Source organism: Brevibacillus sp. MS2.2, from assembly GCF_013284345.1.
GTDB lineage: Bacteria > Bacillota > Bacilli > Brevibacillales > Brevibacillaceae > Brevibacillus > Brevibacillus brevis_C.
The window spans coordinates 51,861-77,020 of record NZ_JABSUZ010000011.1 but is presented as its reverse complement, the minus strand read 5'-3'; the positions used below and the strand labels follow the sequence as shown (position 1 = coordinate 77,020).

Below are 25,160 nucleotides of genomic sequence, written 5' to 3'. Positions count from 1 at the left end.
TTCTGTCGATTCTAAGGGGTGTATCTTGTAGCAAAGCTTTATACCTTGAAATGGCCTATCAGTTTTTCCAAATCATCCGCGAGACTCGCCAGTGATGCAGCCGAGGAGTATATCTCCTCCATCGAAGCAAGCTGTTCTTCTGTAGCAGACGAGACTTCCACCGAGTGAGAGACAGCCGATTGCGCGACAGTGGCAATCATCTGCATCGATTGTCCGACCTTGCCTGTACTTTCCGTAAGGGTATGTGCAGCAGTCGATACTTCTTGAATCTCATTCGTCACGCCCACAACAGCATCGCGAATTTGAGAGAACGCTTCTCCTGCTCTTGCGACACCTCCCATTCCATCTGATACTTCTTGAGAGCCTTTTTCCATCGTGAGGACCGCTTCGTTCGTCTCCATCTGGATCGACGCTACCAACTGGGAAATTTCTTGTGCCGATGCAGATGCCTGCTCCGCCAGCTTTCGCACTTCATCCGCCACGACAGCAAAGCCTCTGCCATGCTCGCCAGCCCTCGCCGCTTCGATGGCAGCATTCAATGCCAATAGATTCGTCTGACCTGAAATTTGCGTAATGACTTCCACGATTTGACCGATTTGCTCGGAGCGTTTTCCCAAGCCACCTACCAGTGCAGTCAAATTCTCCATCGTTTCTCCGATCCCGTTCATCTGGGTAACCGACTGCTGGATGGTTCGATCCCCCTCTGTCGCCAGCTCTGAGGTACTGGCAGCCGCAGCAGATACGCTTTGCGCACGTGCCGCAATTTTTTCAATTCCTGCGGATATTTCTTCGACTTCTTGCTGACTCTCTTCTACGTTTTGGGATTGCCTGTCCGTTCCTTCCGTCATTTCCTGGATCGTGATGGCGATCTGTTCCGTAGCTTGGCTCGTTTGCTTCGAGCTCGCTGTCAGTTGTTCAGCCGCGGCTGCAACCTGCTGGGCATGCCCGCGAACCTGAGAAATCAGCTCTCGTAAGTTAGCTAGCATCCGGTTGAATGAGCCTGCCAACTGTCCAATCTCGTCTTTGGAAAAAACGGTCAACTCTTGCGTCAAATCTCCTTTTCCTTCAGCGATATCGTGTAGCTGTTTGTTCACCCGATGCAGGGGTGCCACAATCGAGCGAATCAGAAAACCGCCGACCACAATCGCGACGAGAATTCCCATTGCATTAAAAAACAACTGGATCATGGCCGATATTCCTTCGTTCTCCGCCAGCTCCTGTCTATCTACTTCGATTTCATTACGCACCTCTTCGACCAATCCACTCACAACCGAATCCAATGCTATTCTCGATTGCCGCTCCTTGCCGAAGTGATGAGCGATGGCTTCCTCATGTAGCCCATTATCCTGTGCCTCTACCGCTTTATCACTCGACTCCAGAAAGGACTTGTACAGTCCCATTGCCTCCTCCATTTTTTCACGATGGTGCGAAGACTCTAGAGAACTGTTCATTTTGGCAAACAGGCTGTCCACCTTTGCTGCCTTTCCCTTCAATTCCATCCGAAATTCTTCATCGCCTGTTAACAAGTAGGCTCGCTCGTCATTATTTCGACCTGTCATAATGAACTGCATTTCACGCAGGTCCGTCAATAATTTTTCCTCTTCGATAATTTTTGTGTAGGATGCCTTCATTGCTAGCATTTCCAGGTGCATATACGTACCTGAACCGAACATGACTGCCAATATGACACCAAAAGCCAGGATGATTTTTGTTCTGATTTTCACAAGGTGAGCCTCCCGTCATCTGATACTCTTGTTCATTCCCGGCTCCTCTTTCCTTCAAACACTTTGATGTGCAAACAAAAACCGCCAGATTAAATTGGGGTAATTTTAGTATTTTTCAAAAAATATTGAACAAACATCCAAGTACATAGTAGAATACAAACGAAGTATATACCATAATTAGGGAGATGAGTTAATATTAGATAATTTATCTAAGATAATTACACCTCTTGCACTTTCAATGTCATTGCTCACTGTTCCAAGTATGGCTTTTGCTGAAAAAGTTGATGCAAAATACGAGAAAGCAGTAAAACAAGAAAAACTTGAAAAACTTAACGAAAAATTAGATTACTTACGAGAGCAAGTAAGAAAAACGAAAGATTTTGATAAGGCAATGAAAATAACAAAAGAAAAATACAATAATTTGAAGGTAGTAAATTCAGATGGTGAAGATGGAAAACCGATCAATGCATTATCTAACGAGGAAGGATGGATAACATTTACTGATAGAATTGTTTACGATGATGAAAGTGATCAATATGTGTTTGTTGGATATTGGGAGTGGGATGAGAAAGAAGGTTTTGTCGGACGTGATCCATACGATTTCGTAGGTGTTTATACAGATAATAAAAGAAGTATGCCAATAGACGTAGATGGGGTTGTCATCCAAGGTTGGAATGGCTTGGGTGATGAAGAAGCTTACTTCGATACAAGAACTGATAAAAAACGTGGTAAGGTAGCGTTAGCAAAACGCGCTACAGACGCAGGTGTTGGCTTTTGGATTAATGATCGATATGTTACAAATGGCACAATAACCGCTGTACTTGAAAAAGTTACAACAAACAAAAAAGAGCGGGTCTATTTACAATATGACCATTCTTGGACAAGCACTTCAATTACTGGGATAGGTGGTAACGTATCAGGTGGCGGTGGAGGTTTTAATATAACATGGAACACGGGTGTGAAGTATTTAAATACACTCACCTCTACAGGTGAATATTGGAAAGGATAATGTTAATATTTGGGTGTCCCCCTTTATGGTGGACACCTATTTTCTTGATGGAGCGGGAAAATTCAGTCTTTATTATATAATTATAATGAAGGGGCGGTAATAATGAAAAAGATACTAATCATGCTATCCTTGATGCTAGTGTTGGTGACCTCCGGATGCAATAAGGATGCAGTAGATATCAGTGAAGATGAAATCCGCATGCTTGCATACACCTACTCAGAAAATGTATTTAATAACTATAGATACATTGGATCTATCAGTGATTTTTTAGGTAATGCTAATGGAAAAGAAATCACATTGGAATCACTTCAAATGTATGTTAGTGGGTATAAACAAGGAAATGGCAGGAAGAAAATTTATGAAAGTGTAGAAAATATCATCTCGCTCTACTTTGCAAAACACTACAATGAACAAACCATCGTAAAATTATTTGACGCGAATCGCAAATTATCCCAACTTACAAGGCAGCTTAATGATTTGTTGACAGAAGAACATATAGCGGCAAAACTCACCGCAAATGAAATCATTGAGCTAAGAGAGCGAATTGACGATCTACTCATCTATGTATACCCTGAGCAAGAAAAGGATGAGACAGGTATAAATCTATATACTTTAATTACCAAACCTGAGAAATTACTTGAAAAGCATACCGTTACGGATATCGATATCTTTTTTATGAATGTTAACAACGCTATGGAGCAATTGAACAACTTCCTGGAACAAGTCGATAAAACTTAATCCTTTAAACACGTTCGTGTGCAGAAAAAAACGTCAGGCAAAATCCCTGACGGTTCAAACATTCGGTACGCCTAAACTCCGAGCTTCGCAGCCACTTTATCCTCAATAATGTAGTCCATTCCTTGCAAAATGTTCTCAGGAGGATGATCAATCTCCCATGCAATCGTACGTCGCATAGACTCCTCTGCAGTCGTTTGTTCTGTATACCCCAGCTCTCGCCTGATTTTTGCCGTATCCAGTTGAATATGCTGCTTCGTTTCGATCTGCATGACATATTCGGTCGGTAACTCAGTAGACGGAGCTGTAATCACTTTGCCATTCCAACCGTAAACGCTGCCGATTCGCTCAATCCACTCTCGCATCGACAAGCATTGCTCTTCTGCTACGTGATAAATCTGATTCTTTGCTCGATCGTCGGTAGCCACCAGACAAATGGCATGCGCGATGTCTTCTACGTAGCTGCGTGCCCATCGCCAAGAAGCAAAGCCTTCTTCGAGCAAAATAAACGGACGTCCGTCACGCATCTGCTGAAGGTACGGGTAGACGCGATGTTGGTAATCATGGGGGCCATACACCATCGGCAAGCGCAAAATCGTGCCTGGCAAGCTCTGCTGCCCCATCACAACTCGCTCCACGAGTACCTTGTCATAATCTTCACGATCTGGCCTTGCTCCACGGAACGGGTAACGATTCTCACAAAGCGTCGACTCTTCCGTAAGCGGCTCCGTCGTAATCGGACCCGATTCGATCTTGTTTACCCGTCCGAATGCCTGATACACGTCACAGCTACTGATCGCTACGACACGGCCTGCTATATCCTGAAACGTTTCTATCAGCAGGCGGGCATCTGCTTCTGTGTACGGAAACAGATCAATAACGACATCAGGTGCAAAGGAACGAAAAGTCTCCCGATATTCATTCAGGTGGGCACGATCTCCCGTAATAAAGACAACACCTTGTGGAAGAGAAGCAGCACTGGGGTTAAGCCCCCTATTAAATACAGCAACCTCATGACCTAATTCTGCCAAGTGCTTCACTGCATGTGGACCGATAAAACGCGTTCCCCCCAAAAACAGGATCTTCACCCCAGCACCCCCATCTCTACAATTTTTCGATCACTTTATCAATCAAGCCATATTCAAGCGCCTCTGCGGCGGTAAGGAAATAGTCGCGGTCTGCATCTTTTTCGATTTGCTCGACTGTCTTTCCCGTACGCTCCGCGATGATCGTATACAGCATGGTGCGATGTCGTAAAATACGGTCGGCTGCGATCTTGATATCGCTCGCCTGTCCTTGACTGCCTCCCCACGGCTGGTGGAGCATGACTTCTGCATTGGGCAGCGCGTACCGTTTGCCCGGCGCTCCTGCGACAAGAAGCATCGCTCCCATGGAAGCTGCCATCCCTGTGCAGATCGTGGACACATCAGGCGCAATGAAACTCATCGTATCGATAATCGCCATCCCTGCTGTGACAGAGCCTCCGGGCGAATTGATATAAAGGTGAATGTCTTTTTTCGGGTCCTCTGCTGCCAGGAACAGTAATTGAGCTACGACTGCATTGGCTACCTGATCATCGATGGCACTGCCGAGAAAAATGATGCGATCCTTCAACAACCGGGAGTAAATGTCATAGGACCTCTCTCCATAACTCGTTTGCTCGACTACTACCGGAATGAGATTCATGAAAAACCCTCCTTCACTTGTTTACACTCGACTTTTTACGCGGCCATACGCATGCTGGTTGCTTGTGGCATTGCCACTGATTTTCTGTTAAATCCAGATGAAACCTGCGTCACCACTGCGGGATTACTCGCCGGACCTACTGACCATGTCTGAACAGCTGCTTCTCTTTCGACTGCAACCCCATTTCCGTTTCGAGCTGGCATGGCAATGACCTGATCAGATTGTGGCTGGATACGATTTTCCCAAACGATTACGGGTTTGGACTTGTTTGACTCCACAGCTTGTGCCTTCATGCCTCGTCTCCTCCTTGTTTTGGATAAACCGCGAGAACCACCTGATATGTCTCTTGTCCCTTTTCTTTTGGCTGATACTTCGCCACAAGCTGATTCACCAGTTGGACGTATTCCTCTACAAAAGCACTGCGCTGTTCCGCACTGGCAAGCTGAATACTCGCATTCAGTGAGGCGCTCGGAACCTCCACCTCTTGATCGGAGCGCTCCAGCAAGAGCATGGCATCCCGCTTGATTCGTTCTGCCGTCTGGACCAGATGAGACAACGATCCTTGATCCTTCATTTGCTGAACGGTATCGTTGCCCCAGTTCAGTCCTTCCGAGAGCACATACGTCCGCGCAATCGCCAAATAAAGCACCTCGACGAGATTGCGCACCTGTCGACTCCCTACCCGTCTGACCAATCCGACCTTTTCCAAGGCCTTCAAGTGATAATTGACACGCTGCGGGATTTCATTGATACCACGTGCGACTTCTGCTGCTGAAGCAGGCTCTGCCAAACGGCTTAATATCTCGGCACGGAGCGGGTTCAATAGCGCCATCGCCTGTTCCGGCTTCTCGACTACATATGTTTCCAGTTGTTCGTGCGCCACAACAACACCTCATGACATTAATCATTTACGTAAAAATAGTTTATTACGTTCGTTTTTGTTTGTCAAATGATGGATAAGCCTTTTTTTCGACAACGACAAAAGCCCCGCTATGACCTGCGGAGCTTTTGTTTTTCATTACGATTCGGTTCGCTTATTGAAATGAGATGGTTTCGCCATCCTGCGGAACATGGACGCGATTGGACAACTGTTTTTCCTGCAAACATTCACTCAATTCCTGGCGGCTGAGCAAGCAATGGTTCCACGTCTCCATGTGGGCAACGAGGATACGGCTGTCGGGCGCGGCATCTGCGACATGGACGATATCCTCCTTCGTCATCGTGATCGGGTCTCCCGTCAAGAACTGGGCCGCACCTGCGAAAACGACGATCACATCAGGACGATACGCTGCAACAGCCTGCTCCACTTCCTCACACCAAATCGTATCCCCCGCCACATACAGCTTCGGCTCACCAGCGCGCTCCAGAACGAAGCCAGATACTGACCCCATCTGCTGTCCAATTTCCCCTGTTCCGTGTTGACCACCTGTCCGATGCAGGTGAACCCCTTGCCATGTATACTCCTCTTCGATGACAATGACTTGTTCGAAGCCATGCTGTACCAGCTTATCCAGATCCGGTGGTTGGCAAAATACAGGCAAATGTTTCGGGAGAAGGCGTATGGCCGCTTCATCGAGATGATCAAAATGGGTATGCGTCACCAAGAGAGCGTCCACGTCAGCGAGTACCTCCTCCACGGATATGGGCAATTCTACTCCTGGATTCGTGCGCTGATTTGGTGTATTTGGTACTGCTGGCATTTCGCCCTTGGAGCTAAACATCGGATCGACCAAAAATGTCAGCCCTGCATATTCCACACGCAAGGTAGCATGTCGTACAAGCTGAATCTGCATGTCATTTCTTCCTTTCCTCGTTATCGTTATAATGGATGTACATTTATTGTATAAGATCGTTAACGGTTGCCGCGAAACGATTGCTGGCTACCGACTTTCGCCGTGAAAGGAGATATACATGCTAGACCAAATTGATCTCTCCATCCTTGCCTTGCTACGCAAAAACAGCCGATTGCAGTGGAAGGACATTGGCGAACAGGTCCATCTAAGCGGTCAAGCCGTCGGAAACCGCATTAGACGAATGGAGGAGCAAGGCATTATTCAAGGCTATACAACTCTCATTGATGAAGCCAAAATCTCCCCGGTCCTCACTGCACTGGTTACCATGTTCATGACCACTACCGATCATTCTCTCTTCACTCGTTTTATCAAAAGTCGCAGCGAGATCGTCGAGGCGCACCGCATCAGCGGTGAAGGCTGCTATACCATGGTGGTACATGTTCCAGATCAAGATGCTCTCAATCATTTTTTAGATGCCCTGCTTCCTTTTGGGAACTACCGTGTCAACCTATCGATTAACAAATTGAAATAGTTGGCAGTTTGGAAATGTATCCGCTCTCATGCTTTTTCAGGATTGCACGATTTTGTGAACAAGAGTAGAATGATGAATACGAAAGGAGGAGAATCGCCATGGAAGATATGCTATTGCTGCTGTTTTCGCTGGAAGATTTCTTCGCCTTGGTCGCGCTTTTTGTAGGATGCTTCACTTCTGCTTATTGTCTCAGACAGTGTTGCCTGCAAAATCGGGCTCTACACCAGAACGTCACCGATACGTACCGACCTTCCATTAACACATTGTTGGTCGAGACTTATCCATTGGCGGCAAGGCAACCGCAGCGCCTTCGCTTATTCAGGCGCATACAGCATACAGATGGCGAAATGGATACATATGGTTCCTTTGTTTTGGATCGCGTAGCGTAACGAAAATCCAAAAGGAGGTTGATCATATGATCGCCAAATACATCGGAGAAGCTTTGTTGTTTGTTGTGGGTCTGCCTATTTTCGCTTATCAAACATTCGAAGGAATGCACGCATTGGCAGATATCTTCGCGCAAATGTCCGATTTCACCAATTTCAAATAAGCTTGACGCATACAAAAGCCTGACCGCTTCTTTTGACGGTCAGGCTTTCTTTAATCTGCTTGGATGCGGTCTCCTCTTGTTGTCGGCTGCGAAATTACCAGAAACTCCACATCCTCTGCTCCCTCGTTTTTCATCTGGTGTTTGACTCCCGGAGGCACTTCTACCCCTTCCTGCCTGCCCAACTCATGATGAACGCCATCCATTTCCAGAATAGCCTGTCCTGATAGCACGAAGAAAAACTGACGCGACCGCTCGTGATAGTGACGCACTTCGGCGGTATTCCCCGGCATCCGCTCATGAATGACGCTGAGCTCTTGGCCTTTGACCAGATGCCAGCCATCGCATTGATCGCCCCAATGATAATGCTCTGCATTCTCTTTGCTGATTTTCACCATACCTGCTCCTCCGGTTTTTGCTCTATCTTCACACGCTGAGGAGCATTTGTCACCAAGTGTTTACTTTTTCTGCCCAGTATGTTAAAATATTTGTGTATTCTAAGTGAATATTTGATTCGTTACTGGAGGAGCCTGTCATCATAGGGTTCTTTTTGTCTTTTTTAGCCGACAAAAAGGAGTCTGTGATTGCGGGCTCTTTTTTATTTCGTAAAAAGGGGGAAACCACATGCTTATTTTTCAGCTGGCTGTCATTTTGATCGCCTCCAAAATCGCTGGGGACATCAGTGTGCGGCTGGGACAGCCATCCGTTTTGGGGAAACTGCTCATCGGTATCGTTTTAGGTCCTACCGTTCTCGGGCTGGTCACAGACACAGAAATCCTCAAGGAAATTAGCCAAATCGGGGTTATCCTGCTCATGTTTATCGCGGGCTTGGAGACCGATATTGATGAGTTCAAACGCACCGCCAAGTCTTCAACCAGCGTAGGTGTCGCAGGGATTGTCATGCCACTTGCACTCGGTTATGGTGCCGGGATTGTGATTGGTCTCTCCAACATCGAATCGATCTTTCTGGGCCTGTTGCTCTCTGCTACCAGTGTGAGTATTTCCGTACAAACGTTGAAGGAATTGGGCAAGCTAAAATCAAGGGAAGGTGCAACGATCATGGGAGCCGCTGTTATTGATGACGTTTTGGTCATCTTGGCACTCGCTTTCTTGATGAGCTTTGCTGGCGGTGACGTTAATCTCGGCATGGTGATTTTGAAAAAGGTTGCGTTTTTTGCCATCGTCATCGTTCTCTCCTGGAAGGTTGTCCCTTGGATTTTGAAAAAATTCGCTCCGTTGCAGGTTACAGAATCGGTCATTTCCGCAGCTCTTATCATCTGTTTCCTGTTCGCATATTTTGCTGAATATACAGGGGTTGCTGCTATCATCGGTTCGTACATTGCCGGTGTTGCCATCAGCTTGACCAATTACAAGCAAGAAGTAACGCACAAGGTCGAAACCATCAGCTACGCGGTTTTCGTACCCGTGTTTTTCACCTCGATCGGGGTAACGGCACAGTTCTCTGGCATCTTGGAAAATCTCGGACTGATTGTGCTTCTGAGCGTCATCGCGATTGTTTCCAAGCTCATCGGTGGTGCTTTTGGTGCAAAAATCACAGGCTTCCCGTGGAAAAACTCGATGGCCATCGGTGCTGCCATGGTATCCCGTGGGGAAGTGGCACTCATTATCGCCGCGATTGGTTTGGAGAACAACTTGCTCACTCAAGACATGTTTGCCGTCCTGATTATCGTCGTACTCTTAACCACCATTGTCACTCCGCCAATGATGAAAATGTTCTTCTCGAAAACATCGCAGCCAGAAGAAATGGCATTAAAAAAGAACGCCTAACACAACCAAGACTGTTTCTCGCCATAGACGCGGGGGACAGTCTTTTTTATGATGAACACAAAGGAGATGATGCCGATGAAACTCAACAAATTGCTGGCGGACAAGATCGTCAAACGAACGATGGAAGTCACCCAGCTCAACATCAATGTGATGAATCGAGATGGCATCATTATCAGCTCCAGCAATCCCGAGCGGATTTCGACCATCCATGAAGCTGCACAGCAAGTCATCAAGTCTGGCGAAGAAATCGTCCTGACTACGCAAGAGAGCAAAAAATGGTCTGGAACTCGTCCTGGTATCAACATGCCGATTTTTTTTGAGCAGGAGATTGTCGGAGTGATAGGTATTTCAGGGTCCCCCAGAGAGGTCGTCCCTTTTGGAAAAGCCGTGCGAATGATGACGGAAATGATGCTTCAGCAAGCGTACCTGACAGAGCAGATGGCACTGGAAGAACGCTCTCTCAACTTTTTGGTGCAGGACTTAATCTCCGGAACACTTGATTCCTCACCGGAAGTTGTGCAATCCCGAGGGAAATTGCTAGGACTCGATTTAAGCGGTCCACGCTCTATCGTCATCGTTCAAAAAGAGGGCCAGGACGATTGGTCAGTGAGATCTTCTTCGTCCAGACAATGGCAATCAAAAATGGCAGCCTGTTTTCAATACGCTGATCAAGTCTGTATCTCAGCCGTGAACTATAATCGCTGGATCATTGTCACCGATTTGCGCAATCGATACGGAACGCAAAAAGTGAAGCAATACTTGTATGAATGTGCCGGGAAGCTATCTTCACTCTTCCATTCTCTGGGGCAAGAAAAGCTCTTCGTCACGATGGGTCACGGTTATGCCGATCTCTCCTGTATGCAGCAGTCTTTTCAGGAAGCGCAACAAACGCTAATCGTATTAGAACGCTTTCCCGAAAAAGGGTCGATCTGCCATTATGACGATGCAGCCCTGGAGATTCTGCTGCTGGAGACCAGAGAAGAATCTCGGCAGCGCGTGATCAGAGAAGTATTAGGGCCCCTCGTCAAGCACCATGAGCTTATGGAGACGTTACAGGTCCTTTTTTCGTCGGATCATAACCTGACGCTTGCATCCCAACGTCTGAACATTCACCGCAACACCTTGCTCTACAGACTGGAAAGAATCGAACGAATATCCGGTTTACATCCCCGTCATTTTGCCGACGCCTTCAAAATGAAGCTGGCGCTGGAATTGCTTCGCTTTCATTGACTAGACAATGTATACAAAAAAGAATATTTTTCGACACGATCCTTTGTATCGTTTGCTAAATGCTTCGGGAAAGCTCTTTTTGTATAGTGAATCATAATTAAGCAGCAGGAGGAACACCGTCATGAAAATCGTTATTGCTCCCGACTCCTTTAAAGGAAGCCTGACTGCCAAACAAGTAGGCGAAGCCATTCGCTCCGGGGTCCATCGCGTACTCCCTCACAGTGAACTCATCGTGAAACCAATGGCTGATGGCGGAGAAGGTACTATGCAATGCCTGGTCGATGCCACAAACGGCAGAATACTGACCACCACTGTAAAAAACCCGCTCGGCGAGGACATTTCTGCTGAATTCGGCATCTTGGGTGACGGTGTTACCTGTGTAATCGAATTGGCTGCTGCATCTGGTCTTTATTTGATCTCTACCGCAGAACGCAACCCGCTTGTCACGACCACCTATGGCTTTGGTCAATTGATTACGGCTGGACTCGATCAGGGCTGCCGCAAATTTATTCTAGGACTTGGTGGAAGCGCTACCAATGACGGCGGTGCTGGCATGCTCCAGGCTCTTGGATACACGCTACTCGATCAAGACGATCTGCCACTCTCTTTTGGAGGAGGTGAATTATCACGACTGAGCCGCATTGATACGAGTCAGGTTGATAAGCGGCTAGCTGACTGTCATTTCGTCATCGCGTGTGATGTCACCAATCCTTTTGTTGGACCCAATGGCGCTTCTCAAGTTTTCGGCCCGCAAAAAGGAGCCACGCCGGAAATGGTGCTGCAATTGGATGATTCTTTGCGCCATTTCGCTGACTTGATCAAAAAGACCCGTGACTTCGCCATTCACGATTTGCCTGGGACAGGTGCTGCCGGCGGTGTCGCTGGTGCCCTTCTCGCTTTTCTGAATGGACAGCTCCGTTCCGGGATTGATTTTGTGATTGAGACGAACGGACTCGCAGAAGCCATGGACAAAGCTAGTCTTGTTATCACGGGTGAGGGACAAGTCGACTTTCAGACGGCCCAGGGAAAGACGCCATGTGGAGTTGCCCAAGTTGCCCAACGATATGGCATTCCTGTCATTGTCCTCGCTGGTTCCATTGGAGAAGGCATCGACGTCCTTTATGAAAAAGGTGTTTCTGCCGTTGTCAGCATTACCAACAGACCGATGACGCTGGATCAATCGATGCGCGAAGCCGCCTCGCTCCTGGAGCAGACAGCCGAGCAGGTCATGCGTATCTATAGCATGAAAATCTGATCGTCCACTTACTTTTAAAGGAGGTACGTCATGTATGAGTCCTGAAGTCGTACAGCTAGGTCCGATTATTTTACTTCTCCTCGTTATCAGCATTGTATTAATCGTGTACGCCACTGCGAAATGGAAGCTCCATCCGTTCTTATCCATCATTTCTAGTACGTATATTTTTGCTTTGCTCACCAACCTTACCGGCACGCTCAACGGCATCAACAAGCCTTTGATTGCCGATATCGGAAAAGAAATCGCAGGTGGCTTCGGTGGAATCATCACTTCCATCGGACTCGTCATCATTTTCGGTACGCTGATCGGAAAAATTCTGGAAAACTCTGGTGCCGCCGTCAAAATGGCAGAGGTCGTACTGCGCCTGCTCGGTGATCGACATCCTGCGATTGCGATGAGCATCATCGGCTGGATCGTCTCCATCCCTGTTTTTTGTGACTCGGGCTACGTCATTTTGTCTTCGTTAAAAAAGTCTTTAGCCAAACGCACGGGTGTCAGTGTTGTCACATTGGGAGTCGCCCTCTCTACAGGACTCTATGCTACGCACACGCTGGTACCTCCTACGCCTGGCCCAATTGCAGCGGCGACCAACGTAGGCATTGGACCCGAAGGATTGATTTGGGTCATTGTCGTAGGTCTGATCGTCTCTATCCCTGTCGCTCTTGCAGGGCATATATGGGCGCGAAAAGTCGCAGACAAACTCCCAGCCGACCTCGATGAGGCAGTAGAAACCTTTGAAGAATACAAAGCTCGTTTTGGTAAGCTTCCCTCCGGTTTTGCTTCTTTTGCGCCTATTCTTATTCCGATTCTGCTCATGGCAATTGGCTCTGTTGCCAACTTCCCGGTAGGGGTTGATGCCGAGGACCAAAAGATTTTGCTGACTAGCGGCTTTACGCATACACTGCTCTCTTTCTTGGGTGCCCCTGTTAATGCGTTGTTTATTGGTCTTTTGTTCGCAATATTCGGATTACTACCAAAACGAAATGAAGAAACGTTGACCAACTGGATGAGTGCCGGGCTATTGGATTCAGCCATTATCATCATGATTACCGGTGCTGGTGGTGCTTTGGGTGCGATCATCAAAGCGACTCCGATCGCTGACTATGTCAAATCGTTACTGGATGGCAACGCAGCGATGGTTGGGGTCGGTGGCTTGATCGTGATTTTCCTGATCGCTGCCGTTATCAAAACAGCACAAGGCAGCTCGACTGCCTCTCTCGTCATCACCTCCACCATTGTCATGCCGCTCTTGCCTTCGCTTGGGCTGGACGCTATGCTGGGGACTGTTCCGATCGGGCAAATCCTGACGGTCATGGCAATTGGCAGCGGCGCAATGGTCGTCAGTCATGTGAACGACTCTTATTTCTGGGTCGTGTCTCAGTTCTCTAAAATGAGCCTCACCACCGCGTATCGTGCTCAGACATTGGCGACACTCGTGGAAGGTATTACGGGAATTGTTGTGGTAGCAATCTTGGCACTGATTCTTTTGTAAAAAGCAAGCTCTCCCTTGATCCTGAATCAAAGGGAGAGCTTTGTCATGTCACTTCGTCTCGCGGTGCAGGGTATAACGCTTCAGACGGGGGGAATATTTTTTCAGTTCCAAACGTTCCGGATGATTTCGCTTGTTTTTAGAGGTGATGTAGTTCCGATCTCCGGTTTCCGTGCATTGCAGGGTAACGTTCACGCGCATAGATGTCAGCCTCCTCTTTTTTGGTTATACTGTCGTCTCGATAACCGCATCTGATGTCGGGAGTGGATCGGGTAGCTTACTCCAGTCCGCCTCGTATTCCTCATCGTTCAGGAGACATGCATTGAGACGCTTCACGATTTGCTCCTGGTTTAGATCGATCCCGATAAAGACGAGCTCTGTCGTTCGATCCCCATGTACAGGATGCCATGTTTGCTGCCAGTCCGGCTCCTCTGCCAGAATGGCTTGTTGCTCCTCTGCCGATAACGCTGCCGTCCAATAGCCTGCCGTTCCGATCTCGATGGATGGCCCCGCCTGACTGAGTGACATCGCCACGTCATTTCGTGTCGCCAACCAGAAAAAGCCCTTGGCTCGCACGACTTCCTCTGGCCAATCCTCCAACCACTTTTCAAACCGAGCTGGATGAAAGGGCCTGCGACCGCGGTAAACGAAGGAGGAAATTCCGTATTCGTCTGTCTCAGGTGTATGCACTTCCTTTTGCAGCTCAGCAATCCATCCCGCTGATTGACTGGCAGTCTCGAAGTCGAACAGATAGGTATTCAAAATTTCTTTCGGGTCTACCTGCCCACGGACAGCGCGGATAAAGCGAGCATTTGGCTGTAGCTTGCGCAGAACGGCTTCCAGTTGTATCAAATCGTCAGGAGCGACACGATCGCATTTGTTCAGGATCAATACATCACAGAATTCAATCTGGTCGATCAAAAGATCGGCGACCTCCCGGGTATCCTCTTCGCCAACTGCCTGCCCTCTGTCCAAAAGGTTTTCGCCGGACGAAAAGTCATGCCAGAAACGGTACGCATCCACTACGGTCACCATCGTGTCCAAGCGGCACAACGACGATAAATGGATGCCATTTTCTTCGTCTACGTATGTGAAAGTCTGGGCGACGGGAACCGGCTCGCCTACTCCCGTCGATTCAATCAGTATGTAGTCATACCGTCCTTCCAAGGCCAGACGCTCTACCTCCGTCAGCAAATCCTCTCGCAAGGTGCAACAAATGCAGCCATTCGACAACTCCACGACCTTTTCGTCCACGCGTGAAAGACCACTGCCTGAGTGAATAAGAGAGGCGTCTACGTTTACTTCGCTCAAGTCGTTGACGATCACGGCGACTCGTAGCCCATCCCGATTGTTTAGGACGTGGTTCAGCAGTGTGGTTTTGCCTGCTCCCAGGTACCCGCTCAGAACTGTGACGGGGATTTTATTTTCGTTTTTGTTCATGGTGGGTTCTCCTTTTTGACTAATATAAAACGAAATGATTACGATTTGTTTGTTATCATAGCGCATTAGAATGACCAAAGTCAATATAAAACGTAATTATTACGATTTGAAAAAAATGAAAAATCCTTGAAAGGAATCCTTCCAAGGCATCATTCAAACTACTCCCATACAACTCATTGTAATTGGCACTAACATTAAAGTAGCATTCAAGAAAGTACTGAAACGTACTGTATTTCTCCATTATATCCCTCTCTTTATTTGACAGCTGGAAATGCCGTTAGTACCTTCAAACCCCACTCTTGAGATAAGTCCCTAACTAGTCAATACACTTCTACGCTTATTTATACATACCAAAATACTCATCCGAAAACTCACCGTCAATTGTATACGCAATATCATAGTAGTACTGTTAAATCTGTGTCTTTCGATGAAGCAATTCAAGGCAAACTCCAAAAAATGGATATATTCTATCGTGGTTATTCATAAATACCTGAGTACACTTATAGCATATACTAAAATCTTTTAGTTTCATGTTATTTGGTATTCTTCTAGTATTTTGATCGACTTAATTCTTACTTCTGCAAAAAAAAGACCTTGATAGAGGATAATCCATCAAGGTCCGCACACTAACAACTCTTATCTTCCAGTACTTTTTCTGCATATTGAATATCTAGCTCAATATCAATATTCGGGTACTTCTTTTGGATAGATCGTAGAAAACGTATAAATGAACTACTTTGGAGATACAAAGATATATCTTCAAAGATTTCACTTAGCCAAAATATTTCTTCTTCAGAGCATTGCTCTAGAACATCCATAACAAACTGTTCATTTCTAGAAAAAATTTCTGTAAGCTCACCCCAACATTCTACGATTCTTGGATCATCCGGATGAAGGGATGTTCTTTTTTCGATGATTTTTTTAATCATATCTAGTTCTTTCAATAAAATCACCTCATGGTTGACTACTGTTATCTGGGGTTACTGTACCAATTGAGCCGTTGTTTTTGATAACACCTACACGAACACCTTTATATTCTGCAAACATCCAAACCCCATCCTCTTTATTACTGTTTGTCGAGATATTTGCTACATATTCTGCAGCATTCTTAATATCATCTCTAGTCCAGCTTTGTGGAAACCAGGCTTGGCCAGTCCCTGATCTTTTATTCGCGTTTTTATGGCTTGGAATATTCCCGATTCTCACTCCATTCGAATATTCCCTAACTATATTGAATTCAATATTATTAGCAATTAAATCGTCTATATTTTCTTGTCCATGTCGCCCATTAATTAATCGGTTAGTGGTGGTAAAATCACCCTAGGAGGCATGTGCCAATCTCTCAGGTGTAATGGTAATGCATGCGGTATTATGAACCCATACTCCCCACCCACTTACAAAGTAAGTATGGAAATCAGCAACTGTAAAATTGTAAACCTTAACCTTCTTGTCATGCTGAACAACCTTGATGGAGTCTATCATCAGGTTATTGGACATTGACTCATACATGACAAACAGCAAACAGTAATACTCCTCTTCTGTTATCCCATCAGGGAAAGCCCTCTTGACCATGTTGTACATGCTTTCTAAATGTGTCGGTAGCGCATGACTCATGTTTGTACCTCCTTGGAGACTGGGTTCTTCCGCTAGGCTACTACAAAAAAATCAGCCAGATTTCACTCTGACTGATTTCCTCCACGCCTGCTCCACTATTGTTTTTTCGCCTTATTCATCTCAATCGCTTCACCATAAGCCCCAATGACTGGCTGGTACGCCTGACGATCATTCAATTTCCCCTGCTCGACGACTGGCTGCGGGCGATTTTCTTTCCACGTAAGCTGACTGTACACATGACCTGTTGCAGTCGGCATTGTAACGAGGATGTCTTTCACTTGATCAGCATTGCCATCCGTGATGGCGAGCTTCGGAAGAATACCGCTGTCGCGTTTTCCTACAGAGATAAACGTCTGTTGATTATCCTTCCCTTCGCGAACCACGACGCGCAAGTTATGGGCCGTCTGATTCATCGATACGCCCATCTTATCACCTACGAGTAAAATAAGATCCTTGATGTTGTCTCCGGTCACGTCTGCATACTTCGTATCAAGGACAAAGGTACTATCGCTGCCCATACTGAATCCGCTATTGATCGTCACATCTGGTGACGGCATATTGTCCCAGTCTGCTTTTTGAACCGTTACCTGTAAAAGCTGCGGCTGTTTATTGACGATGTTCCACACACTGATCGCCACTGCCAAACGATCCTCCGTATTCAGCCCATGCAAGGTTTGCTTGCCCATATAACGCAGGTTGCCCTTGGCATCCCGGAATGGTACCAGCTCTACCAGCTTTTGCGTATATCCATTGGTTGCCTTTTGCAGCTTTCCATTGGCATGATAAATTCCTTGCTTCACGTACGTAGCCTTATTGTCCGATATATCTACTGTACTCGTCGCTTTTGTTTTTGTATTCGTTACTTTTGCCACAAATCCATCGGCAAATTGTATGGTGAACGGGATATTTTGCTCTGGTTGCAATAAGACTACCGGCGCGTACGCTTGCGATTGGGTGCCGCTCGCTTGAACCGAGTCAGCCCCAACGCCCGAAGCCATGAGAACCGCACCGCTGCAAAGAACTGCCGCCATCGTTTTGTGCCATGCTTTCATCCTATTCTCCTCCTTCGTATAGATAACATCCAACTCCTATCCTACATTTTTAAACGAATTTGCTAGGTCAATTGTTGCTAGTAAAATGTTCCCTGTTCTCTCGCACTTTTTTCCTGTATAAGGGAGCTTAGAACATGTTCGCTTGTTCTTGAAAAGCTCGAAAACGGGTTTTTTTACCGTTTTGCAACAATTTTGCGGGATGGGCAAGCTACAATATAGTCAAATGGATGCAGCAACAGAAAGGAACATTTGAAATGAAAAAGGCTTGGCTCGTAACGACAGCACTCTGCGCCTCGCTTGTTAGCGGTTGCGGACTCACAGATACACCCAATGAATTAATGCGCGCCCCGTCAGCAGACGGCGATCAAAAATCGATCAATCAGGCCGTCATGCAATTTTTGCCGGCTGGATCACAATTATCTGTTCCTCTTCATCCCGCAGAAGCCAGTGCCGTCTCCCTACAGGATCTAAACGGGGATGGGGTTGCAGAGGTCGTCGCTTTTTACAAAACCGAAAAAACCGATTACGAAATCGGTGTGCTTGTGCTTACCCAAAAGCAAGGAAACTGGGAAAAGCTCTCCTCCTTCACTGGTGTCGGCAGCGAATTGGACTACGTCTCCTTTCAAGATCTCACTGAAGACAAAATTCCGGAAATGCTGATTGGAATGGGAGGCGGCGAAGATTTGAACAAGGAGCTCTCCGTTTATTCGCTAGCGAATAATATGACCCAGGAATTGATGAAGCAGCCCTATTCCATTATGGCAGTTGGCGATTTGACAGGAGATGATCACGCGGATCTCGCTCTCGTTGTTCTCGATAAAAATAACTTCACATCCAAAGCGGAGCTGTATGGGGCGGCGAATGGCACAATCGCCAAAAAGACAGAGATAGCCCTTGACGGATATGTGAATGGCTACTATCAGGCTATCATCGGAAAAGCATCGCCAACCCGAAACGGACTATTTATTGATGCTGGATTAGGTGCTCACTCTGCTTCCACTGAACTACTCCTCTGGGACAATGGACAACTGTCCAACCCTTTGGCAAAAATAGAAGGAGAGATGGATCTGACCTTCAAGCCTTATTCTTTGGAAAGTGAAGATATCAATGGTGATGGCATTATCGAGATCGGCACGAAGATACAACCCGCTGGGACAGAGGATTTGGCCATGGCAGAAATCCCTTGGGTCTCCTCCTACTTCCAATGGGACGGGAAAACGGGCTTGAAGCACATCGAAGATCATTATCAAAATTACACGCAAAGCTTTGACCTCAAGATTCCGGCAAAATGGGGCGAAAAATACACCATCTCCATCAACCATGATACGAATCCGTTCCTCGTCCGATTCCTTTATTACGGTGCGAATGGCAAAAATAAGGCAGAATTACTAACGCTGCAAAGCATTCCACAAAACGAATGGATCAAATTTGAAAGCGGATTGAAGCAAAAGCAAGTTCCCTACATTTTGCTGAAGGAAGAGGGCAAACAAGTCTTGATCGCTATTTTACCGCAAACGACACCTACCCTTGGAAAGGCTGCTCTCGCGGAATATCGATCGATGCAGCTTACCGCTGAAGAAGTTCGTCAGCTCTTCAAACCGATGACAAACCGGGAATAAAGTGAAATAGTATATCCTTATCGAGGAGATTTGCCCTATGAAGGTTTTATTACTGGAAGACGAGAAATCCATCCGGGATTTTGTGCGCATCAATCTCAAGCGCGAGGGCTATGAGGTAATTGAGGCTGGGACCGGAGAAGAGGCACTTGATCTCGCAGATCAACAATCAGACATCGTCATTGCGATTCTCGACGTCATGCTCCCCGGCATTGATGGCTTCGAAGTATGCGGGCAGCTGCGAAAAAAATATCCGCGTCTCGGAATTATTATGCTGACGGCCAAAAGCCAGGAGCTGGACAAAGTCATGGGTCTCGAATTCGGAGCAGACGATTACGTCTCCAAGCCGTTTAGCCCTGCGGAATTATTGGCCCGTGTCAAAGCGTTGCACCGCAGATTGACACCCATTCCTGAGGTTGAGGACAAAAATGAAATTAACATTGCCCCCTTCACGCTGTTGCTCGATGAACGCAAGCTGATTCGGGCGGAACATGAAATTGACCTCACGCCAAAAGAATTCGCCATCATCAAATTACTGGCTGAGAATGCAAACAAAGCCATCAGTCGGGATGAGATTTTGACAGCAGTTTGGGGTCAATTTTTCGTCGGGGACTTAAAAATCGTTGATGTGAATATCCGCCGAATAAGGCAAAAAATCGAGGATGATCCCGCTCATCCAGCTTTCCTGGAGACAGTCTGGGGGTATGGCTACCTGTGGCGAAAGGACGTCCCAGATGAAAGGCATTAAGAGTAGGCTGGTTCTTCATTTCGGCCTGATTCTCCTTCTGATCGTACTGCTCTTGGAAGGACTGTTTTACTGGGCCGTTCATACGTATTACATCGGGACTGCGACCGAAGCATTAGTGACCCGCAGCACGACCTTCACCAATTTTATTAACAAGTACGCCACTGGCTATCGGTTAAAAGACAAAGCACGCTACATTTTGGAGAATGTTTCGAATCAGGAATACGCCAAAATTGAGGTCTTGGACCCAGGAGGAAAAGTCATTCTCAACTCCTACGGCTTTCAGACCAGCGAGATCATCAATACCCCTGACGTCATGGATGCCCTCAAGGGGCAAAGTGGTTTGTACATCGGGAAAAGCCCGCAGTCGCGGGAGCGTGTCATCGCGGTGTCCAATCCGCTTACGTACAGCGGAGAATTTGTAGGCGTTCTGCGGTACACGATCTCCGCTGAACCGCTTTATCAAGCAGTAAATCGCATTGCCTTGTACGGGGCTGGCGTCGGGACAGGCGTAGTCTTCCTCGCTTTTGCGCTCAGCCTGCTCATGGCAAAGCGAATCGTTGACCCTATCGAAGATTTAACGAATGCGGCAAAACAAATGGCGGAAGGAAATTTCGCTGTCCGCGCGCCAAAACGATACGAGGATGAGGTAGGAACCCTCGCGGACACTTTTAATTACATGGCAGCGGAGATTGGGAAGAACGAAAAGCTGAAAAATGACTTCATCTCCTCTGTCTCCCATGAGTTGCGTACCCCACTTACGTCGATTAAAGGATGGGGCGAAACGCTCATTTCGGGTGGTTTGGAAGAGCCTGAAGAGACGATGCTCGGTCTCGAAGTCATCTCCAAGGAGACAGATCGGTTGATCGGGCTCGTCGAGGAATTGCTCGATTTCTCGAAGTTTCAATCCGGTGAGATGAAATTGTCTCGCGAACGCATGGATGTCCGGGATCTTCTCCATGATTTGCATCTTCAATTTTCAGTACGTGCCAATGCGAAACAAATCGAATTGAAGCTGGAGACTCCCCCTACCCCACTCATGGTTATGGGAGACGCGAATCGACTCAAGCAAGTATTTGTGAATCTATTGGACAACGCATTGAAATTCACGCCACAAAACGGCTCAATCGTTATCGCAGCTTCGTTGTCAGGCGATAGGCTCCTTGTCACCGTCACGGATTCTGGTGAAGGCATTAACCCGGAAGACTTGCCGCATGTCACAGAAAAGTTTTTCAAGGGGCGCTCCAAGCTTTCCGGCAGTGGTCTGGGGTTGGCGATCTGCAAAGAGATCATTCAACTCCATGCCGGGCGGTTTTCGGTTAGCAGCGCTCTTGGTCAAGGAACATCAATTATGGTGGATTTACCGTTGTTGGCGAATCAATAAAAGCAGGAAGAGCGGATGGTTCTCCTGAAGAAGATATGACAAAAAAACTCACCCTTGCCGCATTCATATGAGGCGTGGATGAGTTTTTTTCTGTTGGAACACGATATTAGAAGCTGTTTTGAATGACCAATTCTTCCAGGCCAAAACGGGAAGTGGAATAAGCTTGCACGCTTGCTTTCCCCAAAGTCAGCATGAGTGTTGGCAAATAGCGGGATGGGATGTTCAGCTCTTTAATGAGCGCATCACGGTTGTAGCCACCCATCGGGCACGTATCGTAGCCTTTTGCTTTTGCCGCCAGCATGAGTTGCATCGCTGCATAGGACGAATTACGGATTGCTTCATCACGCGCGATTTCCGGGTTGTTATTGTAAGCCCCTTCGATTTGCGCGATCATGGTCTCACGTACTTGCTCTGTAACATATCCTTTTGCCAATGCTTCATCATAAACAGGACGAGCAGACTTGTAAGCCTCCAGATCGCCGAGAATGATGATGGTAGCGTAAGCATCCACTACCTGCTGCTGATTGTATGCGATTGGGAGCAGTTTTTCTTTGATCGCAGGATCGGTCACGACGAGGAAGCGCCAATGCTGCAAATTCCAGGAAGATGGCGCACTTGCTGCGAGACGCAGGATTTCGTTCAGCTCGCCTTGTGGAATTTTTTCATTTGGATCATATTTACGCACGCTGTGACGGGCTTCCATTACCTGTTCAGCGGTAATTTTCAGTTCTGTATTCATAGTTGAATCTCCTCCATACTGTATAGTACGCTGTTAAAAAGATACTACTTACTTTATTATCGTTACAAACATTTTGCAATTACTTTTTACAATTCGCTTCATACCCTATTGTTTGGAGGCACTCTCGATGAAATACACGGATAACATTGTCATCGTCACTGGCGGTGGCCAAGGCATCGGACGGGCAGTCGCCACCATGTATGCTGCCGAAGGAGCACATGTCGTTATCGCCGAATACAATCGTGCAGCGGGAGAAGAAACGGCCTCGCTAATCAACGCGACAGAAGCTGTGAAAGGCACGGCACACTTCGAGCACATCGACGTCAGCGTTCCAGCGCAGATCGAACATTTGATGAGAACTGTCGATGAACGCTGGGGGCGGCTCGATGTTTTGATCAACAACGCGGGCTTGTCCGTATGGGAATCTCCCTATGAACTGACCGTCGAAGCATGGGACCATATCTTGAACACCAATTTGCGTAGTGTTTTTCTCGCATCGAGAGAAGCAGCCAAAATCATGCGTCGCCATGGTAGTGGCGCAATCGTTAATCTTTGTTCGACGCGGGCGCACATGTCCGAGCCACACTCGGAGGCATACGCTGCTTCCAAAGGAGGCATTTTATCATTAACACATGCGCTTGGTGTCTCACTCGGCCCCGATGGGATTCGTGTCAACACGATCTCTCCCGGCTGGATCGAACACCGCGATTATGCCGCTCTTCGTCCCGGTGATCATGCCCAGCATCCGGCAGGTCGCGTAGGGACACCCGAAGATATTGCCCGTGCGTGCCTATTTTTGACACAAAAGGACAACGATTTTATTACGGGTACTGAGCTAATTGTAGATGGTGGAATGACCCGCAAGATGATATACGAGCCATAAGCTAAACCAATGTCCTCCCTCTTGAATATGTTGTGCTAACAAGAGAAAAAGGAGGAGTTGTATGCCATTTGAAGAGGAAGACCTCAGAATTCTCGCCCTATGGCTTTTGGCAATCGGGTATCTGATTCTTGCCTTTACCGAATTGGCAGCGCTAGATTTATTTTAAAAAAGGAGAGCCGCTCGCTTCCAAACGGAATGAGCGGCTTTTTTCGTACGTATCGTCTTACCAAGTCACAAAAGGCGGCGAGCCTGGTGCCTGGTGCTGAATTTGTTGCATAATCGGATAACCGTAGGCGAGAATAATCAGGAAGGCGACCAATCCGATCCAAACTGGCCAGCGTTCCAAAATTTTTGGAACTTCTTGCGTCGTTTCTGTTTCGGCAATCGGATATTCCGTATTTCCCTTTGGTGCGTAGAAAGTCAGATACAGCAAGATGGCGATCAAGAGAATCGCGGAGACGAACAGCAGTCCGCCACCAAACGCCATTACACGTTGATAATCCATCCAGCCCAAAGCCAACGGGTGGTCCATATACGTCGTGTAATCTGTGCGGCGCGGAGCCCCTTGCAAGCCCATTGCGTGCATGGCGAGCGACATCAGGAACATTCCTACTGCCCAGAATACCGTTTGCACCATTCCCATGCGATTCGCAGTTTTAGTCAACTGACGTCCAGTCAATGCAGGTATCAGCCAAAAACTGACGCCGAAGAAAGTTAGCGCCACCGCAGCTCCTACGGTGATGTGGAAGTGACCGGTAACCCAAATCGTATTGTGCACGACCGCGTTAATCTGGTTACTTGCGTTAATAATACCCCCAGCTCCGCCAGGAATGAAGAACAGCATCCCTACAAATGGAGCAAAGAAACGTACATCTGTCCAAGGCAGTTTTTTGAACCAACCGAAAAGTCCAACTCCGCCTTTTTTACGTCCAGTCGTTTCAAAGATGGCAAACATCGAAAATGCTGTCATCAAAGATGGGATTACAACAATCAGCGTCAGTGTAACGTGGATCATTTTCCATGCTGGTGAAATTCCCGGCTCCATCAATTGGTGGTGGAACCCGACAGGAATCGAGAACAACAGCAGGCAGATAAAAGCGAGTCGACTGAGCGAATCACTGAAAACGTGACCGCCGATGATTCTTGGTAAACATACGTACCACGCCATATAAGCAGGCAATAGCCAGAAATAAACGAGCGGATGACCGAAAAACCAGAACAGCGTACGGCTGAGCATGACATTAATCGTTGGAACCAGCCCGAGTGACCACGGGATGAGTTGGAACAAAACCTCCACCGCTACAGGAATCGTCGCAGTAATCCACAGGATGTAAGTAGTGACCCCCATGTAGAGGAAAAGCGGAGACGTTTTCCCTTTATTTTCGCGTTTCCATTTGCGATAGCTGGCAAAAACCCCGAATCCCGCTAGCCAGCTACCTACTACGAGCAAGGCAGAACCAATGTAAAAGTACGGAGATGCTTTAAGTGGTGCATAGAACGTATAGAGAACAGAGGCTTCATTCATTAGAATGGTGACAACAGCCATCAACGTCCCTAGCGTCATAAGAATCCAGCCGGCCCATCCAAATTTCAGAGCGGCTCCATGCAAGGAACCACCTGTCGTACGGGCAACTCCTGAGAAAATAAATCCGACGATGAAGTACGTGGTAAAAATAAGTGCCATCAACACGCCATGGGCGGTCAAAATTTGATAGTAATTTGTCCAGCTCGGCAGTTCCATGATTCCCCCGCGAACCATGCCCTGTACCATCCCTGCCACAGCTGCCAATCCGAATGCAATATAAGCTACCCACACATAAGCCAAACTAAGTCTTGCCGCAGAACGCTGAACCGGAACATGGGGGAGTGTATCGTCGATCTTCCGTGCGATTACCATAG

Annotated in this window: 28 protein-coding genes; 13 read left to right on the top strand and 15 right to left on the bottom strand. The window is 47.2% G+C overall.

Annotation, left to right across the window (positions count from 1 at the left end):
* Positions 1 to 38: 38 nt before the first annotated feature.
* Positions 39 to 1,724 carry a methyl-accepting chemotaxis protein gene (locus tag HP568_RS30165; protein ID WP_173629252.1) on the bottom strand — a complete coding sequence of 562 codons (1,686 nt, stop codon included), beginning with the start codon at positions 1,722 to 1,724 and terminating at the stop codon, positions 39 to 41.
* Between the two features lie 238 nt (positions 1,725 to 1,962).
* Here HP568_RS30165 and HP568_RS12615 point away from each other — a divergent pair, with 238 nt between their 5' ends.
* Positions 1,963 to 2,733 (top strand): hypothetical protein, encoded by a 771-nt coding sequence (locus HP568_RS12615; RefSeq protein ID WP_173629251.1) that lies wholly within the window; start codon positions 1,963 to 1,965, stop codon positions 2,731 to 2,733.
* 102 nt (positions 2,734 to 2,835) lie between these two features.
* Complete coding sequence (locus HP568_RS12610; protein WP_173629250.1) at positions 2,836 to 3,471, top strand: hypothetical protein; 636 nt, start codon at positions 2,836 to 2,838, stop codon at positions 3,469 to 3,471.
* A gap of 71 nt (positions 3,472 to 3,542) precedes the next feature.
* Here the strand turns inward: HP568_RS12610 and HP568_RS12605 are convergent, their stop codons facing one another.
* The 5 genes from HP568_RS12605 to HP568_RS12585 form a co-directional block, all read right to left on the bottom strand.
* Complete coding sequence (locus tag HP568_RS12605) at positions 3,543 to 4,556, bottom strand: NAD-dependent epimerase/dehydratase family protein (RefSeq protein WP_173629249.1); 1,014 nt, start codon at positions 4,554 to 4,556, stop codon at positions 3,543 to 3,545.
* Between the two features lie 16 nt (positions 4,557 to 4,572).
* Positions 4,573 to 5,154, bottom strand: coding sequence for an ATP-dependent Clp endopeptidase proteolytic subunit ClpP (gene clpP / locus HP568_RS12600; RefSeq protein WP_173629248.1), 582 nt, complete (start codon positions 5,152 to 5,154; stop codon positions 4,573 to 4,575).
* Between the two features lie 35 nt (positions 5,155 to 5,189).
* Entirely contained in the window at positions 5,190 to 5,447 is a 258-nt protein-coding gene (locus HP568_RS12595) for a hypothetical protein (protein ID WP_048036156.1), read from the bottom strand.
* Complete coding sequence (locus HP568_RS12590) at positions 5,444 to 6,037, bottom strand: winged helix-turn-helix domain-containing protein (RefSeq protein WP_007726169.1); 594 nt, start codon at positions 6,035 to 6,037, stop codon at positions 5,444 to 5,446. Before HP568_RS12590 ends, HP568_RS12595 begins: the two co-directional genes overlap by 4 nt.
* A gap of 151 nt (positions 6,038 to 6,188) precedes the next feature.
* On the bottom strand, positions 6,189 to 6,947 hold the full coding sequence (locus tag HP568_RS12585) for an MBL fold metallo-hydrolase (RefSeq protein WP_048036155.1): 759 nt from the start codon (positions 6,945 to 6,947) through the stop codon (positions 6,189 to 6,191).
* 118 nt (positions 6,948 to 7,065) lie between these two features.
* On the opposite strand from HP568_RS12585, the gene HP568_RS12580 reads away from it, so the two are divergent.
* From HP568_RS12580 to HP568_RS30035, 3 genes are all read left to right on the top strand, one after another.
* A complete protein-coding gene (locus tag HP568_RS12580; protein WP_048036154.1) occupies positions 7,066 to 7,479 on the top strand; it encodes an Lrp/AsnC family transcriptional regulator in 414 nt (137 codons plus the stop codon).
* Between the two features lie 98 nt (positions 7,480 to 7,577).
* Complete coding sequence (locus HP568_RS12575; RefSeq protein ID WP_048036153.1) at positions 7,578 to 7,868, top strand: hypothetical protein; 291 nt, start codon at positions 7,578 to 7,580, stop codon at positions 7,866 to 7,868.
* Between the two features lie 26 nt (positions 7,869 to 7,894).
* Positions 7,895 to 8,029: a hypothetical protein gene (locus HP568_RS30035; protein WP_007726154.1), complete on the top strand. Its 135-nt coding sequence runs from the start codon at positions 7,895 to 7,897 to the stop codon at positions 8,027 to 8,029.
* A 50-nt stretch (positions 8,030 to 8,079) separates the two neighbouring features.
* Here the strand turns inward: HP568_RS30035 and HP568_RS12570 are convergent, their stop codons facing one another.
* Positions 8,080 to 8,424 carry a cupin domain-containing protein gene (locus tag HP568_RS12570; protein WP_173629247.1) on the bottom strand — a complete coding sequence of 115 codons (345 nt, stop codon included), beginning with the start codon at positions 8,422 to 8,424 and terminating at the stop codon, positions 8,080 to 8,082.
* 226 nt (positions 8,425 to 8,650) lie between these two features.
* On the opposite strand from HP568_RS12570, the gene HP568_RS12565 reads away from it, so the two are divergent.
* The 4 genes from HP568_RS12565 (at position 8,651) to HP568_RS12550 (ending at position 13,791) form a co-directional block, all read left to right on the top strand.
* A complete protein-coding gene (locus tag HP568_RS12565; protein WP_173629246.1) occupies positions 8,651 to 9,814 on the top strand; it encodes a cation:proton antiporter in 1,164 nt (387 codons plus the stop codon).
* 75 nt (positions 9,815 to 9,889) lie between these two features.
* Positions 9,890 to 11,044, top strand: coding sequence for a CdaR family transcriptional regulator (locus HP568_RS12560; RefSeq protein WP_173629245.1), 1,155 nt, complete (start codon positions 9,890 to 9,892; stop codon positions 11,042 to 11,044).
* Between the two features lie 121 nt (positions 11,045 to 11,165).
* Complete coding sequence (locus tag HP568_RS12555) at positions 11,166 to 12,299, top strand: glycerate kinase (RefSeq protein ID WP_173629244.1); 1,134 nt, start codon at positions 11,166 to 11,168, stop codon at positions 12,297 to 12,299.
* Positions 12,300 to 12,363: 64 nt separating this feature from the next.
* Positions 12,364 to 13,791: a GntP family permease gene (locus HP568_RS12550; RefSeq protein ID WP_309142219.1), complete on the top strand. Its 1,428-nt coding sequence runs from the start codon at positions 12,364 to 12,366 to the stop codon at positions 13,789 to 13,791.
* Positions 13,792 to 13,839: 48 nt separating this feature from the next.
* On the opposite strand, the gene rpmG is transcribed toward HP568_RS12550, so the two are convergent.
* The 6 genes from rpmG to HP568_RS12520 all read right to left on the bottom strand — a co-directional run bounded on the left by rpmG (position 13,840) and on the right by HP568_RS12520 (position 17,894).
* Positions 13,840 to 13,989, bottom strand: a complete 150-nt coding sequence (gene rpmG, locus HP568_RS12545) for a 50S ribosomal protein L33 (protein WP_007726139.1) — start codon at positions 13,987 to 13,989, stop codon at positions 13,840 to 13,842.
* A gap of 24 nt (positions 13,990 to 14,013) precedes the next feature.
* Positions 14,014 to 15,228, bottom strand: coding sequence for a GTP-binding protein (locus tag HP568_RS12540; RefSeq protein WP_173629242.1), 1,215 nt, complete (start codon positions 15,226 to 15,228; stop codon positions 14,014 to 14,016).
* A gap of 626 nt (positions 15,229 to 15,854) precedes the next feature.
* The gene (locus tag HP568_RS12535) at positions 15,855 to 16,172 is read right to left on the bottom strand and encodes a hypothetical protein (protein WP_048036145.1); all 318 of its coding nucleotides are present in this window, start codon (positions 16,170 to 16,172) and stop codon (positions 15,855 to 15,857) included.
* Between the two features lie 10 nt (positions 16,173 to 16,182).
* A complete protein-coding gene (locus tag HP568_RS12530; RefSeq protein ID WP_173629291.1) occupies positions 16,183 to 16,521 on the bottom strand; it encodes an EndoU domain-containing protein in 339 nt (112 codons plus the stop codon).
* Positions 16,522 to 16,548: 27 nt separating this feature from the next.
* Positions 16,549 to 16,842: a polymorphic toxin-type HINT domain-containing protein gene (locus tag HP568_RS30030; protein WP_048036143.1), complete on the bottom strand. Its 294-nt coding sequence runs from the start codon at positions 16,840 to 16,842 to the stop codon at positions 16,549 to 16,551.
* Positions 16,843 to 16,937: 95 nt separating this feature from the next.
* On the bottom strand, positions 16,938 to 17,894 hold the full coding sequence (locus tag HP568_RS12520; RefSeq protein WP_173629241.1) for a hypothetical protein: 957 nt from the start codon (positions 17,892 to 17,894) through the stop codon (positions 16,938 to 16,940).
* A gap of 254 nt (positions 17,895 to 18,148) precedes the next feature.
* Here HP568_RS12520 and HP568_RS12515 point away from each other — a divergent pair, with 254 nt between their 5' ends.
* Genes HP568_RS12515 through HP568_RS12505 form a run of 3 tightly spaced genes read left to right on the top strand, consistent with a single transcriptional unit; the run spans position 18,149 to position 21,639 of the window.
* Complete coding sequence (locus HP568_RS12515; RefSeq protein ID WP_048036250.1) at positions 18,149 to 19,513, top strand: hypothetical protein; 1,365 nt, start codon at positions 18,149 to 18,151, stop codon at positions 19,511 to 19,513.
* 37 nt (positions 19,514 to 19,550) lie between these two features.
* Entirely contained in the window at positions 19,551 to 20,258 is a 708-nt protein-coding gene (locus HP568_RS12510) for a response regulator transcription factor (protein ID WP_173629240.1), read from the top strand.
* Entirely contained in the window at positions 20,245 to 21,639 is a 1,395-nt protein-coding gene (locus HP568_RS12505) for a sensor histidine kinase (RefSeq protein WP_254551183.1), read from the top strand. Before HP568_RS12510 ends, HP568_RS12505 begins: the two co-directional genes overlap by 14 nt.
* Before the next feature lie 106 nt (positions 21,640 to 21,745).
* Here the strand turns inward: HP568_RS12505 and HP568_RS12500 are convergent, their stop codons facing one another.
* Positions 21,746 to 22,378, bottom strand: coding sequence for a nitroreductase family protein (locus tag HP568_RS12500; RefSeq protein WP_048036139.1), 633 nt, complete (start codon positions 22,376 to 22,378; stop codon positions 21,746 to 21,748).
* Between the two features lie 127 nt (positions 22,379 to 22,505).
* Here HP568_RS12500 and HP568_RS12495 point away from each other — a divergent pair, with 127 nt between their 5' ends.
* Positions 22,506 to 23,261: an SDR family NAD(P)-dependent oxidoreductase gene (locus HP568_RS12495; protein ID WP_173629238.1), complete on the top strand. Its 756-nt coding sequence runs from the start codon at positions 22,506 to 22,508 to the stop codon at positions 23,259 to 23,261.
* A gap of 223 nt (positions 23,262 to 23,484) precedes the next feature.
* On the opposite strand, the gene HP568_RS12490 is transcribed toward HP568_RS12495, so the two are convergent.
* Positions 23,485 to 25,158 carry a b(o/a)3-type cytochrome-c oxidase subunit 1 gene (locus HP568_RS12490; protein WP_048036137.1) on the bottom strand — a complete coding sequence of 558 codons (1,674 nt, stop codon included), beginning with the start codon at positions 25,156 to 25,158 and terminating at the stop codon, positions 23,485 to 23,487.
* Between the last annotated feature and the right edge of the window lie 2 nt (positions 25,159 to 25,160).

Coding starts and splice junctions, on each gene's coding strand:
- HP568_RS30035 (WP_007726154.1), top strand. CDS start 7,895: ATGATCGCCAAATACATCGGAGAAGCTTTGTTGTTTGTTGTGGGTCTG.
- HP568_RS12580 (WP_048036154.1), top strand. CDS start 7,066: ATGCTAGACCAAATTGATCTCTCCATCCTTGCCTTGCTACGCAAAAAC.
- HP568_RS12495 (WP_173629238.1), top strand. CDS start 22,506: ATGAAATACACGGATAACATTGTCATCGTCACTGGCGGTGGCCAAGGC.
- clpP (WP_173629248.1), bottom strand. CDS start 5,154: ATGAATCTCATTCCGGTAGTAGTCGAGCAAACGAGTTATGGAGAGAGG.
- HP568_RS12585 (WP_048036155.1), bottom strand. CDS start 6,947: ATGCAGATTCAGCTTGTACGACATGCTACCTTGCGTGTGGAATATGCA.
- HP568_RS12570 (WP_173629247.1), bottom strand. CDS start 8,424: ATGGTGAAAATCAGCAAAGAGAATGCAGAGCATTATCATTGGGGCGAT.
- HP568_RS12615 (WP_173629251.1), top strand. CDS start 1,963: ATGTCATTGCTCACTGTTCCAAGTATGGCTTTTGCTGAAAAAGTTGAT.
- HP568_RS12540 (WP_173629242.1), bottom strand. CDS start 15,228: ATGAACAAAAACGAAAATAAAATCCCCGTCACAGTTCTGAGCGGGTAC.
- HP568_RS12595 (WP_048036156.1), bottom strand. CDS start 5,447: ATGAAGGCACAAGCTGTGGAGTCAAACAAGTCCAAACCCGTAATCGTT.
- HP568_RS12510 (WP_173629240.1), top strand. CDS start 19,551: ATGAAGGTTTTATTACTGGAAGACGAGAAATCCATCCGGGATTTTGTG.
- HP568_RS12565 (WP_173629246.1), top strand. CDS start 8,651: ATGCTTATTTTTCAGCTGGCTGTCATTTTGATCGCCTCCAAAATCGCT.
- rpmG (WP_007726139.1), bottom strand. CDS start 13,989: ATGCGCGTGAACGTTACCCTGCAATGCACGGAAACCGGAGATCGGAAC.
- HP568_RS12560 (WP_173629245.1), top strand. CDS start 9,890: ATGAAACTCAACAAATTGCTGGCGGACAAGATCGTCAAACGAACGATG.
- HP568_RS12490 (WP_048036137.1), bottom strand. CDS start 25,158: ATGGTAATCGCACGGAAGATCGACGATACACTCCCCCATGTTCCGGTT.
- HP568_RS12515 (WP_048036250.1), top strand. CDS start 18,149: ATGAAAAAGGCTTGGCTCGTAACGACAGCACTCTGCGCCTCGCTTGTT.
- HP568_RS12610 (WP_173629250.1), top strand. CDS start 2,836: ATGAAAAAGATACTAATCATGCTATCCTTGATGCTAGTGTTGGTGACC.
- HP568_RS12500 (WP_048036139.1), bottom strand. CDS start 22,378: ATGAATACAGAACTGAAAATTACCGCTGAACAGGTAATGGAAGCCCGT.
- HP568_RS30030 (WP_048036143.1), bottom strand. CDS start 16,842: ATGAGTCATGCGCTACCGACACATTTAGAAAGCATGTACAACATGGTC.
- HP568_RS12505 (WP_254551183.1), top strand. CDS start 20,245: ATGAAAGGCATTAAGAGTAGGCTGGTTCTTCATTTCGGCCTGATTCTC.
- HP568_RS12520 (WP_173629241.1), bottom strand. CDS start 17,894: ATGAAAGCATGGCACAAAACGATGGCGGCAGTTCTTTGCAGCGGTGCG.
- HP568_RS12555 (WP_173629244.1), top strand. CDS start 11,166: ATGAAAATCGTTATTGCTCCCGACTCCTTTAAAGGAAGCCTGACTGCC.
- HP568_RS12575 (WP_048036153.1), top strand. CDS start 7,578: ATGGAAGATATGCTATTGCTGCTGTTTTCGCTGGAAGATTTCTTCGCC.